Source organism: Microbacterium sp. X-17, assembly GCF_039615055.1.
Genome location: NZ_JBDHNI010000004.1, coordinates 622,767 through 638,199, shown reverse-complemented (window position 1 = coordinate 638,199; position 15,433 = coordinate 622,767). Strand labels below are relative to the sequence as shown.

Below are 15,433 nucleotides of genomic sequence, written 5' to 3'. Positions count from 1 at the left end.
GAAGGATGCGGCGGACCCGGGCCGCGCCAGGGGAGGCGTCATGGTGCAGGAAGTCGTCGTCGAGAGCCCGGCGGGAGCGTTCCGCGGCGAGGACGCGGGCGCGGTGCACGTGTTCCGCGGCATCCGCTACGGGCAGCCGCCCACGGGTGAGCGGCGCTGGCGGGACCCCGTGGCCGCCGCCCCGGCGGAGGGCGTCGTCGACGCGCTCGTGTTCGGCACGGTCGCGCCCCAGCAGGAGAACCCCGTCGTCGGTCTCGGCGAGGGGGCCGTGCAGGACGAGGACTGCCTGTTCCTCAACGTCTGGCGCCCGGCCGCGGCCGAGGGTGGCCCGCGCGCGGTCATGGTCTGGCTCCACGGTGGGGCCTACACGTATGGCTCCGGCACGCAGCCGATGTACGACGCGACCCGCCTCGTGGCGCAGGGCGACGTCCTGGTCGTCACGCTCAACTACCGGATCGCCGCGCTCGGCTTCCTCGATCTCACCGGCTTCGCGACCCCGGATGTCCCGTTCGACGGCAACCTCGCACTGAAGGACGTGCTGCTGGCTCTCCGCTGGGTGCAGGCGAACATCGCGGCGTTCGGCGGGGATCCCGCGCGCGTCACGGTCTTCGGCGAGTCGGCGGGCGGCGGCCTCGTGACGACGCTGCTCGCCACCCCGTCCGCCGCGGAGCTCTTCTCCCGAGCGATCGCGGAATCCGCGCCCGTGTCCACGGCGTACGGGCCAGCCCGCGCCCGCACGGTCGCGGCGCGCTTCCTCGAGCTCGCCGGTGTGGATGCGGGCGACCCGGCGGCGCTCCGCGCGCTCGGGGTCGACGCGATCGTCGCCGCGGGCACGCAGCTGTTCGCGGAGATCCCCGCGGAGGATCCTGGCACGATCGCGTACGCGCCGGTCGTCGACGGCGACCTCGTCCCGGAGGCGCCGGTGACGGTTCTGCACGAGGGCCGCGCCCTGCCCGTGCCGCTCCTCATCGGCACGAACAAGGACGAGGCATCCTTCTTCAAGTTCATGAAGTCACCGCTCATGCCGATCACGGACGAGCAGATCGACAAGATGTTCCGCGACCTCGCAGAGGAGGAGCCGGAGCTCCTCATTCCGGATGCCGCGCAGGTGCGTGCCGCCTACGAGGGCGTGCGACACCGGTCGCGAGGCCTCGGTATCGCGCGCGACATCGGCTTCCGGATGCCGACGGTCTGGGCGGCCGAGGGGCATGCCGCGGTCGCGCCGGTGTGGCTGTACCGGTTCGACTTCACGACCCCGTTCTTCCGCCTGCTCGGGCTCGGCGCGACGCACGGCGCGGAGCTCCCGTACGTCTGGGGCAACCTCGACGCGCGGCCGAAGGATCCGACGTTCCGGCTCGGCGGCCGTCGCGCCGGCGAGCGCCTGTCGGAGCGGATGCTGAGCCGGTGGACCGCGTTCGCCCGCGGCGAGGCGCCGGACGCGGCCGACGCCGTGGCGTGGCCGCAGTACGGTCCCGACGCCCGAGCCTCGCTCGTGATCGACCACGACGACCGCGTCGCCGACGTCGATGAGGCGCTCCGCTCCGGCTGGGGCGACGTGGTGCTCGCCTTCGCCTAGGACGTCACCTCGTCGGCCGGGCGCCACGCGCGCCCGGGGCCGAGCAGCGTCCGCCAGACCCAGTCCGCGGCGACGTCGGCGGTCGGCAGCGGGTCGAGCGCGATCCACGCCGTGACGACGCCGAGCGCGCTGCCGGCGATGCCGGCCGCGGCAATGTCGGCGGGGAGCCCCTCGATCCCGGCATCCGCGTACGCGAGATGCTCCTGCGCGATCTGGTGGACCCGGGCGCGCAGGCGGTTCGCGACGAGCGCCGACCCGTGCGGCCCGAGCACGCGGCGGTAGAGCGCGGCGTTGGCCGCGAGGTGCTCGAGATACGCGACGAGCGCCGGCGGCATCCGGTAGTCGGGATCCGCGACGATCGGCGCCGACACCTCGCCGATCGCGACCTCGAGGGCATCCGCGAGGAGCGTGTCCTTGTCCGTGTAGTGCTGGTAGAAGCTGCTGCGGTTCACGCCGGCGCGCTCCACGATGTCGCCCACGGTGATCTCGTCGAGCGGCCGCCTCCGCGCCAGCTCGAGCAAGGCCTCCTGGAGGCTCCGGCGGGTGCGGGCGACGCGGGGATCCATGGAGGGATTCTGCCAGGACCGCGCCGGGGGTCCGTGGTCATTTTTCCAACAGATGTCGGATAAGCTGTCCTCGGCTCGACGGCGCGCCGCCCCAGGCCCGTCCCGCGAAAGGCATCCCATGGCCAACCTCCTCTACCGGCTGGGCCGGTTCTCCGGCCGACGTCCGTGGGTCGTCATCGTCGGCTGGATCGTCGCGCTCGGCCTCGCCGTCGGCGGCCTCCTCGCGTTCGGCGGGACGCTCGCGACGAGCTTCTCGATCCCGGGCACCGAGACGCAGCGCGTCAACGACCAGCTCAAGGCCGCGATGCCGGACCTCACGGGGCTCTCCGCCACGGTCGTGTTCCAGTCCGAGGATGGCGCGTTCACGGACGTGCAGAAGACCGAGATCGGCCAGCTGCTCACGCGCGTGGGGGAGCTCGACGGCATCGTCGGCACGACGAATCCGTTCACCGCGCAAGCGCAGCGCGACCAGCAGGCGCAGCAGCTCGCCGACGGTCAGGCGCAGATCGACGCGGCCCGCGCCCAGCTCCAGGCCGCGGCCGGACAGCTTCCCGCGGCGCAGCTGCAGGATGCCACCGCGCAGCTCGACGCGCGGGCGCAGCAGCTCGCCGACGGGCGGACGCTGCTCGACGCGGCCTCGGCGATCCGGACCGTCTCGGCGGACGGCACCACCGCGCTCGGCGTGGTCTCGTTCCAGGACGACCTGTTCACGCTGCCGCCGGCGGTCAAGGACGGCGTCAAGACCGTTCTCGACGACGCACGCATCGACGGCGTCACGGTCGCCTACTCGAGCGACATCGCGACGAGCACCGACGGGCTCATCGGCCCCGGCGAGATCGTGGGCCTGCTCGTCGCCGTGATCGTCCTGATCGTCATGCTGCGCGCGCTGCTCCCCGCGCTCATCCCGCTCCTCAGCTCCCTGATCGGCGTGGGGGTCGGCGTCGCGGGATCGCTCGCGTTCTCGAGCGTCGCCGACATGTCCTCGGTCACGCCCGTGCTGGGGGTGATGCTGGGGCTCGCGGTCGGCATCGACTACTCGCTGTTCATCCTCAACCGGCACCGGAAACAGCTGCTGGCGGGCGTTCCGAAGCAGGAGTCGATCGGGCTCGCGACCGGCACCTCCGGAAACGCGGTCGTGTTCGCCGGATCCACGGTCCTCATCGCGCTCCTCGCGCTCAACGTCACGGGCGTGCCGTTCCTCGGGGTCATGGGCACGGTCGGTGCGGCATGCGTCCTCGTCGCCGTGCTCGTCGCGATCTCGTTCACGCCCGCGCTCCTCGGGCTGTTCGGGATGCGGGTGCTCGGTAAGCGCGCGCGGGCCCGCATCGGCCACCCCGACCACGTCGCGCGGGAGGTCCGCCCGATGGGCACCGCGCGCGCCGTCGGCGCGGTCGCGCTCGCGGTCGTCGGGCTGCTCGTGATCGCGATCCCGGCGCTGACGATGCGCCTCGGCCTGCCCGACGGGTCGACGGAGGCCCCGGACACCGCCGGCCACCGCGCCTACACGCTGACGTCTGAGGCGTTCGGCGCGGGCGTGAACGGGCCGCTCCTCGTGATCGCGACGCTCCCGGCACCGGTGGCGGCGGACGACCTGACGGCGGCCGAGGCGCCGCTCGTGCGGACGCTTCTCGCGCAGGACGGCGTCGTCGCGGTCGCCCCGGTCGCGGCATCCGATGCCCGCGACGTCCTCGCCTTCCAGGTGGTGCCGCAGGACGGTCCGTCGAGCGTGTCCACCCAACGGCTCGTGCAGGATCTGCGCGGGCTCTCCCCGCTCGACGGCGACATCGCGCTGGGCGTCGCGGGCCAGGCCTCCGGCAACATCGACGTCTCGCAGAAGCTCGCCGACGTCCTGCCCCTCTACCTCGCGGTCGTCATCGGCCTCTCGCTGCTGATCATGATCGTGGTCTTCCGGTCGCTGCTCGTGCCGGTGATCGCGACGGCCGGGTTCGTGCTGTCCCTGTTCGCCACCTTCGGCGCGATGACCGCGATCTTCCAATGGGGATGGCTCGGCGGGGTCTTCGGGGTGACGAACCCCGGACCGATCCTGAGCTTCGCGCCGATCATCATCATGGGCGTGCTGTTCGGCCTCGCGATGGACTACCAGCTCTTCCTGGTGTCCGGGATGCGGGAGGCGTATGTGCACGGGACGCCGGCGCGCACCGCGGTCGTCGCGGGTCTCCGGCACGGCCGCGCCGTGGTCACCGCGGCGGCGATCATCATGATCTCCGTCTTCGGCGGATTCGTCTTCTCGCACCTCGCGATGATCCGGCCGCTCGGCTTCGGCCTCGCGATCGGCGTGCTCTTCGACGCGTTCGTCGTGCGGATGCTGCTGGTCCCCGGCCTCATGCACCTGTTCGGACGTGCCGCGTGGTGGCTGCCGAGATGGCTGGACCGGATTATCCCGAACGTCGACGTCGAGGGCGCCGCCCTCGAACGGACTCACCACGTCGGCTGAGTCCGCACTACCGTGGACGGGGGGTCCGTTCACCGATCCGCCGAGGAGAGCTTCATGGTCACGCCCATTTCCGGAACCCAGCACATACTCCGTGCGGGGGAGTACGAGGCGACCGTCGCGAGCGTCGGGGCGACGCTGCGTTCCCTGACCTACCACGGGCGCGATCTCGTCGTGCCGTTCGGCGCCGGCGAGGTGCGCCCGGCGTTCCGCGGCGCGACGCTCGCGCCCTGGCCGAACCGCATCGTCGACGGGCGGTACACGTTCGACGGCGCCGAGCACCAGACCGCGCTCACCGAGCCCGGGCGCGGCCACGCGCTGCACGGGCTCGCGGCGTGGCTCGAGTTCACCGTGATCGACAAGGGGCCCGACCACGTCGCGCTCGCGGGCTACATCGAGGCGCAGACGGGCTATCCGTGGCGCCTGCGGCTCGAGACCTCGTACGCGCTCGGACCGGACGGGCTCCGCCAGGAGGTCATCGTGATGAACCGCAGCGACGTGCCCGCGCCGTTCGGCACCGGCACCCACCCGTACGTCGTTGCCGGTCCCGGCCGCGTCGACGACTGGACGCTCGAGCTCCCGGCATCCGAGGTGCTGCTCGTGACCGAGGACCGCCTGATCCCGACGGAGCTCGCCGGGGTCGACACGGATCCGGCGCGGTTCGACTTCCGCGAGGCGCGTGCGATCGGCGCAGCCCGGATCGACCACGCCTTCACGGGTCTCGCACGCGACGCGGACGGCCGTGCCGCGGTGCGGGTGACGGATGCCACGGGTGCCGGCGTCGAGGTCAGCTGGGATGCCTCGTGCCCGTGGCTCCAGATCCACACGGCCGACCGCCCGGCCGGCGACCCGGGGGACCGGATCGGCCTGGCCGTCGAGCCGATGACGTGCGCGCCCGACGCCTTCAACGCCGACCGCTACCCGTTCGACACCGGGCTGCAGGTGATCCCGGGGGGCGAGACGGCGTCGGCATCCTGGCGCATCTCCGCCCTCGTCTGACGCGAGCGCTAAGCTCGCGACCGTGACGGAGCGCTTCCAGACGACCCTCCTCCAGACCGGGAACAACACCGGCATCGAGGTGTCGCCCGAGATCATCGAGTCGCTCGGGGGCGGCAAGCGGCCCGCGGTCGTGGTGCGCGTGGGGGCGTACGAGTACCGGTCGACGGTCGGCGTCATGCAGGGGCGTTACCTGATCCCGTTCAGCGCGGAGCGCCGCGCCGAGTCCGGTCTCCGGGGCGGCGACGCGATCTCCGTCGAGGTCGAGCTCGACACCGCGCCACGCGAGGTGGCGGTGCCGGACGACCTCGCGGTCGCCCTCGACGGCGCCGGGCTCCGGGCCGCGTTCGACCGCCTGCCGCCCAGCCACCGCAAGGCGCACGTCACGAGCGTCGAGTCGGCGAAGGCCGCCGAGACGCGCACCCGCCGCATCGAGGCGGTCGTGGCGAAGCTCTCGATCTGAGTCCGCGTGCGTACGAAACGTCCCACGCTGGCGGAGGTCGTGGCCGACGGGCTCTACATCGCCGCCGCTGCCACCCGGCTCGCGCTGAAGAACCACATCCTCGTCGAGGCCCTCGCCCGTGACGAGGACTTCGACGTGGAGCGGCTGGTGCCCGAGGCGCGCGCCATCCTCGAGGGGCTCGCGGCGGAGGCGGATGCCGACGCCGAGCGCGCGAGCCGCGAGCGCAAGATCGCCCGCGGCCGCTTCAGCGTCTCCGACGGCACGCATGACTACCGCAGCCGCGACGTGCGCAATCTCCGCCGCCGCGAGCGGCAGGCGACGCAGGTCGCGGCGGCGCTCCGCGCGCGGGCCGAGGATCCTGCCGAGCTGCGCCAGCTCGTGCACGCCGCGCGCGAGGCTGCGTGGGCCGAGCTCTCGCGCACGATCGACGAGAGCCTCCGCATCGCGTCGGCCCGTCCCGATCTCGAGCCCGACTACGAGCGCCTGCGCCTGGGGCGGATGCAGAGCCTGCGCCTCGTCGATCTCCCGGAGCTCGCCGCGCAGCGCCGGCGCGCCCCGTCCGACCCCGCCGACGCCGCCGATTCGTCGCGCGACGACGCGTGAGGTAGGCTCTCCTGGTGCCTTCGGGCACGACCGCGCCTGTAGCTCAATGGATAGAGCATCTGACTACGGATCAGAAGGTTGGGGGTTCGAGTCCCTCCAGGCGCACACTGTGTTGAGACAGTAATAGCCCCGGTCAGCCGAGAAATCGCTGGCCGGGGCTTCTTTCCTGCCTGGCCCGCAGATGATCCCCCTCGTCGGCGGGGGAGGTGCGGCATAGGCTGAGCGCGTGCCGGACTACGTGCTGCCGAAGGCGCCACGTCGCCGGGGTCGTCCGCGGGGCGGCGCCAGCGATGCACGCGCGCGGATCCTCGAGGCGGCGGCGCACGAGTTCTCCGAGCACGGCTACGACGCCGCGACGATGCGCGGGATCGCTGCGCGGGCCGGCGTGGATGCCGCGCTCCTGCACCACTACTTCGGCGGCAAGTCGGAGCTGTTCATGGAGGTCGTGGACTTCCCGATCCGGCCCGATCGGGATCTCCCCTCGATCCTCGACGGGCCGCGCGACGAGGTCGGCGAACGCGTCGTCCGGTACATCCTCGAGACGTGGGAGCGCCCCGAGGTGCGCCGCCGCGGCATCGCGGTGCTCCGCGCGGCGATCGGCAACAGGCTGACGACGCCGCTGCTCGCCGAGTTCCTCGCGCGCGAGCTGCTGCCGCGCATCGCCGGAACGGTCGAGGGGGAGGATTCCGCGCTTCGCGCCGCGCTCGCGGGCTCGCAGATCGCCGGCCTGCTGCTCGGCCGCTACGTGCTCCGCGTCCGCCCGCTCGTCGAGGCATCCGTCGACGAGCTCGTCACGCGCGTCGGCGCGACCATCCAGGCCTACCTCGGGGCTTGACGACGGGAGACGCCGAGAGGATTATTCACCGTGTGATGAATAATTCGGCCGTCGTGATCCGAGGGCTCCGCGTGCGCCGCGGGCGCACCACCGTGTTCGACGGCCTCGATCTCGACCTCCCGGCCGGCCGCATCACGGGCCTCCTCGGGCCGAGCGGCGGCGGCAAGACGACGCTCATGCGTGCGATCGTCGGGGTGCAGATCGTGAACGGCGGCACCGTCACGGTGCTGGGCAAGCCCGCTGGATCCGCAGCCCTCCGGCGCCGCGTCGCCTACGACACGCAGGCCGCCTCGGTCTACGACGACCTCACCGTCGCCCAGAACATCCGCTACTTCGCACGCGTGCTCGGCGTCGGGCGGAAGGACGAGAGTCGCGTCATCGGCGAGGTGGGCCTGGGTCCGCAGGCGCGCCAGCTCGTGGGATCGCTCAGCAGCGGGCAGCGCGGGCGCGTCTCGCTGGCGGTCGCGATGCTCGGCACACCCGAGCTCGTGGTGCTCGACGAGCCGACCGTCGGCCTCGATCCCGTCCTCCGCGAGAGCCTGTGGGCGCTCTTCCGGCGGATCGCCGACGCAGGCGCGACCCTGCTCGTGTCGAGCCACGTGATGGACGAGGCCCTGCGCTGCGACGAGGTCGTGCTCGTCCGCGCCGGGCGCGTGCTCGCGCAGACGACCCCGCGCGGCCTGCTGGACGAGACCGGCTCCGACGACCCGGACACCGCGTTCCTCCGCCTCATCGAGCGTGACAGCGCGAAGCATCCGCGCAGCGCGAACGAGGATGCCTCATGATCGTCCGGACGCTCGCGACCACGGGCCGGGTCCTCACGCAGCTGCGGCACGACCCGCGTTCGATCGTGCTCATGATGTTCGCGCCGAGCCTCCTCATCGGCCTGTTCGCGTGGCTGTTCGTCGATCAGACCGGGGTGTTCGACCAGTTCGGCGGCGCCATCCTGGCGCTGTTCCCGTTCATCCTGATGTTCGTCGTGACGTCCATCACCACGCTCCGCGAGCGGCGGTCGGGCACGCTCGAGCGCCTCATGACGACGCCGCTCGGCAAGGCGGAGGTGATCCTCGGCTACGGCCTGGCGTTCGGCATCGTCGCGACCCTGCAGGCGGTCCTGACCGTCGCCTTCGCGGTGGGCGTCTGTGGCCTCAAGGTCGACGGGCCGTTGTGGCAGCTGGGGCTCGTCGCGATCGTGGACGCGATCCTCGGGACGGCGCTCGGGCTGTTCACGAGCGCCTTCGCGCGCACGGAGTTCCAGGCGGTGCAGTTCCTCCCCGTCGTCGTCTTCCCGCAGATCATCCTCGGCGGGCTGTTCCTGCCGCGCGACCAGATGCCCGACGCGCTGTACGCGATCTCGAACGTGCTGCCGCTCAGCTACGGGGTCGACGCGATCAACGCCGTCACCGCGGGCGACGAGGGGTGGAAGGTCCTCGGTCCGCTGCTCGTCGTACTCGGCTTCGCGGTCGCCGCGCTCATCCTCGGGTCGCTCACCCTGCGTCGTCGCACGCGCTGAGCCCGCTCGAGCCGGTTCGCCCGGGGGCGATTTCTCGCCCGCCCCGGATCCCCATAAGATAGGACAGCCTTACCTATCTCGGAGGATCCCCCTATGAAGCGTTCCCTGCTCCTCGCCGCGGTCGCCGTGACGGCCGTCGCGGCGCTCACCGGCTGCGCGTCCGGCGCATCCGCGCCCGCGGCGTCGACCCCCGCCGCGCTCAGTGGCGCGATCACGGTCTACAACGCCCAGCACGAAGAGCTCACGCAGGCGTGGGCGGACGCGTTCACCGCCGACACCGGCGTGACGGTGACTCTGCGCAACGGCTCGGACACGGAGCTGTCGAACCAGATCGTGCAGGAAGGGAGCGCCTCGCCGGCGGACGTTTTCATCACGGAGAACTCGCCCGCCATGACGCAGGTCGACAACGCCGGGCTGTTCGCCCCGGTGGATTCCTCCACCCTGGCCGCCGTCCCGACGCCGTACGTGCCCGGCACCGGAAACTGGACGGGCGTCGCGGCTCGCGCGACCGTGATCGTCTACAACCCGTCGCTCATCTCGGAGGCGGACCTGCCGGCCTCGATCATGGATCTGCAGAACCCCGAGTGGAAGGGGCGCTGGGCCGCCTCGCCGACCGGCGCCGACTTCCAGGCGATCGTCTCCGCCATCCTCGCCGAGAAGGGCGCCGACGCGACCGCTGCGTGGCTGGCCGGCATGAAGCAGAACTCGGTCGCCTACAAGGGCAACTCGACCGTGATGAAGGCGGTCAACGCGGGCGAGATCCCGATGGGCGTCATCTACCACTACTACTGGTACATCGATCAGTCGAAGACCGGCGAGAACAGCAAGAACACGAAGCTGCATTTCCTCAAGAACGAGGATCCGGGCGCGTTCGTGAGCGTGTCCGGCGGCGGCGTGCTGGCCTCCAGCAAGAACCCGGCCGCGGCGCAGGCGTTCCTCGCGTACGTGACCGGGACCGGCGGGCAGGGCATCCTGCGCGACGGGACGAGCTTCGAGTACGCGATCGCCAGTGGCGTCCCGGCGAACCCGGCGCTGCCCCCGCTCGACACGCTCCAGGCGCCGAAGATCGATCCGGCCTCGCTCAACGGGCCGCAGGTCGTCACGCTGATGACGCAGGCGGGCCTCCTCTGAGCACCTCTCCGGCGGTGGCGGGACGTCTCCGGGCGCCCCGCCACCGCCGCCCCGGCGTGGGGCTGATCGTCGCGGCGGGCGCCGTGACGCTCCTCACGCTCGTCCCGGTCGGCTTCGTCGTGGGCTCCGTCGTGACGACGGGGCTCGTGCCGACGTGGGAGCTCATCGCGCGGCCCCGTGTGGTGGAGCTGCTCGTGAACACCGTCCTGCTCGTCGCGATCGCCGTGCCGGCGTGCGTCGCCGTCGGGGTCGCCGGGGCCTGGCTCGTGGAGCGCAGCTCCCTCCCCGGACGCCGCGTCGCCACCGTCGTGCTCGTGGCTCCGCTGGCGGTCCCGGCGTTCGTCGCGAGCTACGCGTGGGTGAGCGCGGTGCCCTCGATCAACGGGCTGGGCGCCGGCGTTCTCATCTCGGTGCTCGCCTACAGCCCCCTCGTCTTCCTCCCGTGCCTCGCGGCGTTGCGCGGCCTCGATCCCGAGCTCGAGGACACGGCGCGGGCGCTCGGCCTGGGGGAGGCCCACGTTTTCCTGCGCGTCGTGCTGCCGCAGCTGCGGGTCGCGATCTCCGGCGGCGCGCTCCTCGTCGGGCTGCACCTCCTCGCCGAGTACGGCGCATTCGCGCTCATCCGGTTCGACACGTTCACGACCGCGATCATGGTCCAGTTCCAGTCGACCTTCGCGGGACCCGCCGCCAACGCCCTGGGCGTCGTGCTGACGCTCCTCTGTCTCCTGCTGCTCGCCGGTGACGCGCGCCTGCGCGGCCGCCTACGGCTCGCGCGGATCGGCTCCGGCGTGCCCCGGCCCGCGCTGCGCACGCGGCTCGCCCCGCTCGGGGTCGCCATCTCGCTCCTCTTCGTCGCGGGCTACGGCCTCCTGGGCGCCGGCGTGCCGTTCGTCACCATCACGCGATGGCTCCTCGCCGGCGACGGCTGGGCCCAGCGGCACCTGATCCAGGCGGTGGCCACGACGCTCGGGCTCGCGGTCGCCGGCGCGATCGTGACGACGCTCGCCGCGCTGCCACTCGCCTGGCTCCTCGTGCGCTACCCCGGGCGCCTCTCGCGCCTGACCGAACGGGCGAACTACCTCGCCAGCAGTCTCCCCGCCATCATCATCGCGCTGGCCTTCGTCACCGTGACGCTGCGGATCGTGCCGGGGCTCTACCAGACGCTCGCGACCGTCGTCGTCGCCTACCTCGTGATGTTTCTGCCGCGCGCGCTCGTGAGCGTCCGCGCCGGGATCGCGCAGGCGCCCGAGCGCCGCGAGGAGGTGGCGCGATCCCTCGGGGTGCCGCCCTGGCTTGCGCGTCTGCGCGTCACCCTCCCGATCATGGCCGCGCCGGTCCTCGCCGGCGCCGCGCTCGTCGGCATCGGCGTCGCGAACGAGCTCACCTCCACGTTGCTGCTGGCGCCGAACGGCACACGGACGCTCGCGACCGAGTTCTGGTCGGCCAGCAGCTCCGTGGCCTACGCGGATGCCGCGCCCTACGCCGCCCTGCTGGTCGCGGTCAGCATCCCCGCGGTCGCCCTCATGTACGCCGAGACGAGGAGACGCTCATGACCCGCATCGACGTGGACGGGGTGGGCCTCGCGTTCGGCTCGACACAGATCCTCGACGACGTCTCGCTCACGGTGCCCGCCGGCGGTCGCCTCGCGATCGTGGGCGACTCGGGGAGCGGCAAGACCTCGCTCCTGCGGGTCATCGCGGGCTTCTCGGCCCCCTCCGCCGGGACCGTGCGCCTCGACGGCGTGGAGGTCGCGGGACCCGACGGCGTCCTCCCGGCGCATCGGCGTCGGCTCGCCTACGTGCCGCAGGATGGCGCCCTCTTCCCCCACCTGACCGTGCGGCGAAACATTGGGTTCGGGGTGCGAGGGATGCCGATGCCCGACCTCGACGCGCTCTGCGACACGGTCGGCCTTCCGGCCGAGCTGCTCGACCGCTATCCCGACGAGCTGTCCGGCGGACAGCAGCAGCGGGTCGCGCTCGCCCGCGCGCTCGCCGTCGGCTTCCCCGCCATCCTGCTCGACGAGCCCTTCAGCGCGCTCGACGCAGGGCTGCGCGAGCGCGCCCGCCGTCGGGTCGTGGCGGAGCTCGCGGCACGCGGCGCGACGGCGATCCTCGTCACGCACGATCAGGAGGAGGCGCTCACCTTCGGCGACCGGCTCGCGATCGTGCAGGGCGGCCGGCTCCGCCAGGCCGGCGCGCCCGAGGACCTCTACGACCTCCCGCGCACGGCCGAGATCGCGCGGTTCCTCGGGCCGGCGTGCTTCCTGGCGGCGCGCGTCGGACGGGATGCCGCGGAGACCGCGCTCGGCGCGGTCGCGCTGCGGGGGCCGGTCCCCGAAGGGAGCACGCGGGTCATGCTGCGGCCCGCGCAGTTCCGGATCGTCGCCGACGCGCCCGACGCGAACGCGGTCGTCGCGGTCGCCACGCGGCGCGGCCCGGGTGTCGAGCTCGAGCTCGACACCGGCGCCGAGACGCTCGCGCTGGTCGCCGACCCGTACGAGCCCGTGCCCGCGCCCGGCGACCGGGTGCGCGTCGAGGTGCGCGGGACCGGGGTCGCGTTCGCCGCGGAGTGATCCGCCTCAGCGGGCCTCGTCCTTCGCGCGCAGCTTCTCGGTGAGCGCCCGGAGGGTCGCGAGCTCCGCGTCGTCGAGCAGCGACATCCGCTCCGCGATCGAGCGGCCGTGGGCCGTCGCGACCGCGCGGAAGCGGCGAGCGCCCTCCTCGGTCGCGCGCACGAGCGCGCCGCGGCCGTCGTCGGGGTCGGCGCACTTCGAGATGAGGCCCCGCACCGCCATCCGGTCGACGAGGCGCGAGACGCTCGGCTGACTCACGAGCATGTTCGCGGTGACGTCCCGGAGGCGCGCGGTCATGTCGGGCGCGCGCGTGACCGTCAGGAGCACGTCGTATTCGCCCTGTGACAGCTCGCTCGCGTCGAAGTCGGTGCTGATCTCCGCCAGGACCTCGTGCTGTGCGCGGAAGAGACTCTCCCACGCGTCGATCGCGAGGCGCCGGTTCGTCATGGCGACAAGGGTACGCGCTGGGCTCCTAGGGTGGGGTGGTGACCAGGACCCTGCGCCGGTTCGCCGCGCTCGCGCTCGCGGCGGGCGCTGCGCTGCTCCTCACCGCCTGCGCGGTCTCCGTCTCGGGCGACTCCGGCACGGCGACCGGCGGATCGGTCTCGACGAACGTCGACGACTTCACGTTCGCGAGCTTCGATGCGGACTACACCCTCACCCGTGCCGAAGACGACACGAGCCGGCTCACCGTCGTGGAGACGATCGTCGCGGTGTTCCCGGACTACGACCAGAACCACGGCATCCGGCGCTCGATCCCGGATACCTACAACGGTCAGCCGCTCGAGCCCCGGCTCGTCTCGGTGACGGATGCCGACGGCACGCCCCGACCGGCGGAGACCGACACGACGGACGGCCAGTTCGTCATCACGTCCCGCGCCGACCAGTACCTGCACGGCGCGCAGACGTTCGTCGTCACCTACACGCTCGAGAACGTGACATGGCACTTCCCGAACACGAACGACGACGAGTTCTACTGGGACGTCAACGGCACCGACTGGCCGCAGCCGTTCGGCGCCGTGACGGCCCGGCTGCACGTGCCGGCCGACCTCGCGCCGGCGCTGACGGGCCAGCACGCCTGCTACCAGGGGGCGCAGGGGGCGACGACGACGTGCGAGATCGCGGCCGGGCCCCAGCCGGACGGCGGCGTGGCCGTGTCCGCGAAGGCGGCGGATCTCGGCCCGCACGAGACGATGACGATCGCGGTCGGTTTCGCGCCCGGCACGTTCGCGACGTTCGACGCGTCGCCGTTCCGGTCGGTTTGGGGGTGGCTTGCGCTCGCGGGCGCTCTGGGCGCGATCGCCGTGCTCGTCTGGGCGATCGTGCTGCGCGTGACGCGCCTGCGCGACGCCCCCGGGCTGCGCTTCATCGTGCCCGAGTACGACCCCCCGGCACAGGTCGACGCCCTGCTGGCGGCCGTGCTGCTCCGGCGGCAGACCAAGGCGGTGCCGGCGGAGATCCTCGAGCAGGCGGTCGCCGGCAGCATCCGGATCGTCGAGGACGGGCGCACGTGGGGCGGGAAGCCGAAGCTGCGCGCCGAGCTCGTCGATCCGTCGCGCGCGGACACCGACGGCGCGCTGCTGCTCACCGGACTGTTCGGGGACGCCCCGATCGCCGGTGCGTCGTTCGACTTCTCCCGGGACGCGACGAAGCTGCCCGCGACGGCGCGCCAGCTGCAGAGGTGGGCAGCGCGCGAGCTGCGAGACCGCGGCCTCGTACGGTCGGTGCCGGGATGGGTCCGCGGCTTGCCGATCCTCGCCGCGCTCGCCGCCGGGATCCTCGTGGTCGCGTGCGGGATCGCCGCGCTCTCGGCCGGGGTGTTCGTGCCGTTCCCGATGGCGCTCATGGTGCTCGCGGTGGTGGTGTTCTTCGTCGTGGCGTCGATCGTGCCGCACCGCCCGCTGTCGCCGCTCGGCGCCGAGGTGCGCGACCGCCTGCACGGGCTGCGCGTGTTCATCGACTGGGCCGAGGCGGACCGGATCCGGATGCTGCAGTCCCCGCAGGGGGCCGAGCGCCGTCGCGTCGATGCGGCGGATCCCGCGCAGGTGCTGCACCTGTACGAGGAGCTGCTGCCATACGCGGTCGTGTTCGGGCAGGAGAAGCGCTGGTCCGAGGAGCTCGCGGCGCGCTACGGCGAGGGCGTCTCGCCGTCCTGGTACGTCGGGGCCGCCGTGTTCGACCCGAGCGCGTTCTCCTCGGGGATCGGTTCGCTGTCCTCGAGCATCTCCGCCAGCTCCTCGGGTGGCGCAGGGGGCGGCGGCTCAGCCGGAGGCGGCGGGGGCGGTGGCGGGGGCGGCGGCGTCTGACCCGCAGCGCCTGTGGACAGGCGCACGTTCTCCACGGATCAGCGGCGGGAGCCCTCGGATGCCCCCGACGTCGGCGAGTGTTGTGGTGCGCCGACGGCGTCGCCGGGGCAGAATAGGAATGTGTACATGTCTCCCGAGGTCCTCACGATGATCGGGCTCGGCGCGACCCTGCTCGTGTCGACGCTCGGCGGCTTCGCGTGGGTCATCGCGCGCATGGATGCCCGGTTCGAGCGGGTGGACGCCCGGTTCGAGCGGCTGGAGCAGAACGCGAACGTTCGCTTCGAGCGGCTGGAGGGGGAGCTCGTCGAGATCAAGGTCGCGATCGCACGCGTCGAGGGGCCCCGGCCCCGGTTGGTCACCGGCCGCTGACGGATGCTGGACAGAGTGAGGGCCGGTCGGAGAGGCATCCGACCGGCCCTG

15 protein-coding genes and 1 tRNA gene are annotated in these 15,433 nt (G+C 72.6%); 14 read left to right on the top strand and 2 right to left on the bottom strand.

Annotated features, from left to right (window positions below; translation table 11 throughout):
* Positions 1–40 precede the first annotated feature (40 nt).
* Positions 41–1,576 carry a carboxylesterase/lipase family protein gene (locus ABCS02_RS22570; protein WP_345837927.1) on the top strand — a complete coding sequence of 512 codons (1,536 nt, stop codon included), beginning with the start codon at positions 41–43 and terminating at the stop codon, positions 1,574–1,576.
* Here ABCS02_RS22570 and ABCS02_RS22565 read toward each other — a convergent pair.
* On the bottom strand, positions 1,573–2,142 hold the full coding sequence (locus tag ABCS02_RS22565; RefSeq protein WP_345837926.1) for a TetR/AcrR family transcriptional regulator: 570 nt from the start codon (positions 2,140–2,142) through the stop codon (positions 1,573–1,575). The two genes, ABCS02_RS22570 and ABCS02_RS22565, sit on opposite strands and share 4 nt — an antisense overlap.
* Before the next feature lie 118 nt (positions 2,143–2,260).
* Here ABCS02_RS22565 and ABCS02_RS22560 point away from each other — a divergent pair, with 118 nt between their 5' ends.
* From ABCS02_RS22560 to ABCS02_RS22510, 11 genes are all read left to right on the top strand, one after another.
* Complete coding sequence (locus tag ABCS02_RS22560; protein ID WP_345837925.1) at positions 2,261–4,597, top strand: MMPL family transporter; 2,337 nt, start codon at positions 2,261–2,263, stop codon at positions 4,595–4,597.
* A 54-nt stretch (positions 4,598–4,651) separates the two neighbouring features.
* Positions 4,652–5,593: an aldose 1-epimerase family protein gene (locus tag ABCS02_RS22555; RefSeq protein WP_345837924.1), complete on the top strand. Its 942-nt coding sequence runs from the start codon at positions 4,652–4,654 to the stop codon at positions 5,591–5,593.
* A gap of 22 nt (positions 5,594–5,615) precedes the next feature.
* Positions 5,616–6,053, top strand: coding sequence for a YdeI/OmpD-associated family protein (locus ABCS02_RS22550; protein ID WP_345837923.1), 438 nt, complete (start codon positions 5,616–5,618; stop codon positions 6,051–6,053).
* Positions 6,054–6,059: 6 nt separating this feature from the next.
* Positions 6,060–6,656: an asparagine synthase gene (locus tag ABCS02_RS22545; protein ID WP_345837922.1), complete on the top strand. Its 597-nt coding sequence runs from the start codon at positions 6,060–6,062 to the stop codon at positions 6,654–6,656.
* A gap of 32 nt (positions 6,657–6,688) precedes the next feature.
* Positions 6,689–6,761: transfer RNA gene (locus ABCS02_RS22540), tRNA-Arg, on the top strand.
* A 121-nt stretch (positions 6,762–6,882) separates the two neighbouring features.
* On the top strand, positions 6,883–7,491 hold the full coding sequence (locus tag ABCS02_RS22535; protein WP_345837921.1) for a TetR family transcriptional regulator: 609 nt from the start codon (positions 6,883–6,885) through the stop codon (positions 7,489–7,491).
* Positions 7,492–7,526: 35 nt separating this feature from the next.
* Positions 7,527–8,276 carry an ABC transporter ATP-binding protein gene (locus ABCS02_RS22530; RefSeq protein WP_345837920.1) on the top strand — a complete coding sequence of 250 codons (750 nt, stop codon included), beginning with the start codon at positions 7,527–7,529 and terminating at the stop codon, positions 8,274–8,276.
* Positions 8,273–9,004, top strand: a complete 732-nt coding sequence (locus tag ABCS02_RS22525; protein ID WP_345837919.1) for an ABC transporter permease — start codon at positions 8,273–8,275, stop codon at positions 9,002–9,004. The genes ABCS02_RS22530 and ABCS02_RS22525 overlap by 4 nt, the downstream gene beginning before the upstream one ends.
* A 93-nt stretch (positions 9,005–9,097) precedes the next feature.
* Positions 9,098–10,135: an iron ABC transporter substrate-binding protein gene (locus ABCS02_RS22520; protein WP_345837918.1), complete on the top strand. Its 1,038-nt coding sequence runs from the start codon at positions 9,098–9,100 to the stop codon at positions 10,133–10,135.
* A gap of 14 nt (positions 10,136–10,149) precedes the next feature.
* The gene (locus tag ABCS02_RS22515) at positions 10,150–11,688 is read left to right on the top strand and encodes an iron ABC transporter permease (protein WP_345837917.1); all 1,539 of its coding nucleotides are present in this window, start codon (positions 10,150–10,152) and stop codon (positions 11,686–11,688) included.
* Complete coding sequence (locus ABCS02_RS22510) at positions 11,685–12,707, top strand: ABC transporter ATP-binding protein (RefSeq protein ID WP_345837916.1); 1,023 nt, start codon at positions 11,685–11,687, stop codon at positions 12,705–12,707. The genes ABCS02_RS22515 and ABCS02_RS22510 overlap by 4 nt, the downstream gene beginning before the upstream one ends.
* 6 nt (positions 12,708–12,713) lie before the next feature.
* Here ABCS02_RS22510 and ABCS02_RS22505 read toward each other — a convergent pair whose 3' ends face one another.
* Positions 12,714–13,154 (bottom strand): MarR family transcriptional regulator, encoded by a 441-nt coding sequence (locus ABCS02_RS22505; protein ID WP_345837915.1) that lies wholly within the window; start codon positions 13,152–13,154, stop codon positions 12,714–12,716.
* Between the two features lie 38 nt (positions 13,155–13,192).
* On the opposite strand from ABCS02_RS22505, the gene ABCS02_RS22500 reads away from it, so the two are divergent.
* Both ABCS02_RS22500 and ABCS02_RS22495 read left to right on the top strand, forming a co-directional pair.
* A complete protein-coding gene (locus ABCS02_RS22500) occupies positions 13,193–15,013 on the top strand; it encodes a DUF2207 domain-containing protein (protein WP_345837914.1) in 1,821 nt (606 codons plus the stop codon).
* A gap of 126 nt (positions 15,014–15,139) precedes the next feature.
* Positions 15,140–15,382: a response regulator gene (locus ABCS02_RS22495; protein WP_345837913.1), complete on the top strand. Its 243-nt coding sequence runs from the start codon at positions 15,140–15,142 to the stop codon at positions 15,380–15,382.
* Positions 15,383–15,433: the final 51 nt, after the last annotated feature.

What these genes read in the sequence shown, in the direction of transcription:
- ABCS02_RS22555 (WP_345837924.1), top strand. Translation starts at nt 4,652, where the DNA reads ATGGTCACGCCCATTTCCGGAACCCAGCACATACTCCGTGCGGGGGAG.
- ABCS02_RS22510 (WP_345837916.1), top strand. Translation starts at nt 11,685, where the DNA reads ATGACCCGCATCGACGTGGACGGGGTGGGCCTCGCGTTCGGCTCGACA.
- ABCS02_RS22565 (WP_345837926.1), bottom strand. Translation starts at nt 2,142, where the DNA reads ATGGATCCCCGCGTCGCCCGCACCCGCCGGAGCCTCCAGGAGGCCTTG.
- ABCS02_RS22495 (WP_345837913.1), top strand. Translation starts at nt 15,140, where the DNA reads ATGTCTCCCGAGGTCCTCACGATGATCGGGCTCGGCGCGACCCTGCTC.
- ABCS02_RS22525 (WP_345837919.1), top strand. Translation starts at nt 8,273, where the DNA reads ATGATCGTCCGGACGCTCGCGACCACGGGCCGGGTCCTCACGCAGCTG.
- ABCS02_RS22560 (WP_345837925.1), top strand. Translation starts at nt 2,261, where the DNA reads ATGGCCAACCTCCTCTACCGGCTGGGCCGGTTCTCCGGCCGACGTCCG.
- ABCS02_RS22570 (WP_345837927.1), top strand. Translation starts at nt 41, where the DNA reads ATGGTGCAGGAAGTCGTCGTCGAGAGCCCGGCGGGAGCGTTCCGCGGC.
- ABCS02_RS22530 (WP_345837920.1), top strand. Translation starts at nt 7,527, where the DNA reads ATGAATAATTCGGCCGTCGTGATCCGAGGGCTCCGCGTGCGCCGCGGG.
- ABCS02_RS22520 (WP_345837918.1), top strand. Translation starts at nt 9,098, where the DNA reads ATGAAGCGTTCCCTGCTCCTCGCCGCGGTCGCCGTGACGGCCGTCGCG.
- ABCS02_RS22505 (WP_345837915.1), bottom strand. Translation starts at nt 13,154, where the DNA reads ATGACGAACCGGCGCCTCGCGATCGACGCGTGGGAGAGTCTCTTCCGC.